This is a genomic window from Streptosporangium fragile, from assembly GCF_039534445.1.
Lineage (GTDB): Bacteria > Actinomycetota > Actinomycetes > Streptosporangiales > Streptosporangiaceae > Streptosporangium > Streptosporangium fragile.
This window is the reverse complement of sequence record NZ_BAAAVI010000158.1, coordinates 1-2,676: the sequence shown is the minus strand read 5'-3', so window position 1 is coordinate 2,676 and position 2,676 is coordinate 1. Positions and strand designations below refer to the sequence as shown.

Annotated in this window: 1 protein-coding gene; it reads left to right on the top strand. The window is 74.8% G+C overall.

Features of this window, described 5'->3' with window-relative positions; genetic code table 11:
• Positions 1-456: 456 nt before the first annotated feature.
• Positions 457-2,589: a hydantoinase/oxoprolinase family protein gene (locus ABD841_RS40385; protein ID WP_344982359.1), complete on the top strand. Its 2,133-nt coding sequence runs from the start codon at positions 457-459 to the stop codon at positions 2,587-2,589.
• Positions 2,590-2,676: the final 87 nt, after the last annotated feature.

Sequence of the window (2,676 nt, the reverse complement as noted above, 5' to 3'; positions counted from 1 at the left end):
ACCAGGTCGGTGATCCCGCTGGGGTGCTCGTGCGCCAGGGCAGGAGCCACCGCGGTGACCGCAAGACAGAGGCCACCGGCCACCACCAGGGTCGAACTGAACCGCCGCATCGCCACTCCCTACGTGGGATAGGACAAGGGTCGCAAAGAGCAGTGAATAAGTGAACCGCCTAAGCCTGAAGGCTTGGCTTTCTTTCCGTCTCACCCCGAAGGGTCAAGCGCCGGGCATCTCTTCCCGGCCCCGCAGCATCACCCTTCACGGCCTTTCGTCGGATCCGCGCCCACCCCCGAGCGGCTACGCAAAGTCTACGCCCGGTCACCCCCGTCGGACGACCATGAAACCCGCCGCGGAGTCCGCCCGTCCGGCGGAGGGCGGAGAGGTTATGGACAAGCGCTTGTTAGGGAAATAGCCTGCCGTTCGTCGGAACCGTCGGACATCGCCAGACGAGGAGGGCCGGTGAGCCACGCGATCGGGGTCGACGTCGGAGGGACGTTCACGGACGTGGTGCTCGGCGGGCCCGGGGGTGAGATCTCCGTGGCCAAGTGCCTGAGCACGCACGGCGACCCGACGGACGGGATCGTCGCGGGGATCACCGCCGTCCTCGGCGGCACCGATCCCGCCTCGGTGACCCGGGTCGTGCACGCGACCACGCTGGCCACCAACGCGGTCCTGGAGCGCAGGGGCGTCCGGGTCGCCTACGTCACGACCCGCGGCTTCCGCTCGGTGATCCCCCTGGGCCGCTACGCCCGGGTCGAGGAGGACCGCTACGACCTCCGCTTCGACGCGCCCACGCCGCCGGTCGCCGCCGGTGACTGCTTCGAGGTGCCCGAGCGGATCGGCAGCCGCGGCGAGGTGCTCGAACCGCTCGACGAGGCGGCCGTGGCCCGGGTCGGCGAGGAGATCACCCGGCGAGGCGTCACGGCGCCCGCCGTCTGCCTGCTGCACTCCCACGCCAACCCCGCCCACGAGCGGCGGGTGGCGGAGATCCTGCGGGCCGCGGTCCCGACCGTGGTGATCTCCTCGGAGGTCTGGCCGGAGCTGCGTGAATACGAGCGGGCGACCACCACGATCATGTCGGCGTACGTCGGGCCTGTCATGACGGGGTACCTGCGGCGCCTGGCCACACGCCTGGCCGCCCTCGGGATCACCGCCCCGGTGCACGTCATGGACTCCGGCGGCGGCGTCATGTCGGCCGAGCTGGCCGCCCGCCGGGCCGTGGCCACGATCGAGTCCGGGCCCGCCGCCGGGGTGCTGGCCGCCACCGCGGCCGGATACCCGGACGCGATCTCCTTCGACATGGGCGGCACCACCGCCAAGACCTGCGTGATCAGGGGCGGCAGGCCAGAGATCACCCACGAGTTCCACGTCGGCGGCAAGGGCAGCTTCGGCGGACGCAGGGCCGGGACCGGGGTGCCGATCAAAACCCCGGCCATCGACCTGGCGGAGGTGGGCGCCGGGGGCGGGAGCATCGCGTGGGTGGACACGGCGGGCGCGCTGCGGACCGGCCCGCGCTCGGCGGGCTCCGAACCGGGCCCGGCCTGCTACGGGCTGGGCGGCGACGAGCCGACCGTGACCGACGCCAACGTGGTGCTCGGCTACCTGGATCCCGCGTCCTTCACGTCGGGGGCGATAACGCTCTCCGCGGACCTCGCGAACAAGGCCGTCGACCGCCACCTCGCCGGGCCGCTGGGGGTCACCCGGGCCGAGGCCGCGTACGCCGTCCACGAGATCGCCAACGCCTCGATGGGGTCGGCCGTCCACGTGGTGACCGTCCAGCGCGGCATCGACCCCAGGGGGTTCGCGATGATCGCCTTCGGCGGGGCGGGCCCGATGCACGCGGCGCGGGTCGCCTCCCGTTTCGGCATCTCCACCGTGGTCGTGCCCGCGCGCTGCGGAGTCGGCTCGGCGGCCGGTCTGCTGGCCGGCGACCTGTCCACCGACCGCGTGCTGTCCGCCCTGGACGCCGACCCCGAGCGCGTGTTCACCACCCTGGCCGAGGCCGCCGCGGCCGACCTGGACGTACGGCTCGGTTCCCCCGGCGTGTCCGTCGCGCGTTCGGCCGACGTCCGCTTCGCCGGGCAGGCCCACGACCTGACCGTGCCCTGGAGCGACTCCCCCGCCGAGCTGGCCGCGCGCTTCTCGGCCCGGTACCGGCAGGTGTACGGGATCGAGCAGGAAGGACCCGTCGAGATCGTGAGCTACCGCGTCCGCGTCACCCGCGCCGCCCCCCGGAGCCCGGTCCCCGGGACTCCGGCCGCCCCCCGGAGCCCGGCCGCCCCCGCCCCGCCGGTCTCACCCGCGCCGTGGCCTCCGGCGACGCGGCGGGCGTACTTCCCGGAGACAGGCGGGTACGTGCGGGTGCCGGTGCTCACCCGGGCGGCCCTCGGGCAGGCGCCCGGAGGGGCGGTCGCCGGACCGGCGATCATCGAGGACGCCGAGTCGACGATCGTGGTGCCCCCGGGGTGGACGGCCCGGCCGGCGCGGGACGCGGCCGTGGTCCTCACCGGGGCGGGCACGCGGACGAGCGGAGCGGGCGGGCCGGCGAACACGGCGGCTCCGCGGACGCGTCCGGCGAAGGAGGGCGGGTGAGTCCGGCGGGCGGCGCTCCCCGGGAGGGCACGGCCCCCGGCCGCCCCCGGGGAGAACGCGCGGGCACGCGCGGCGGCCCCGCACGGG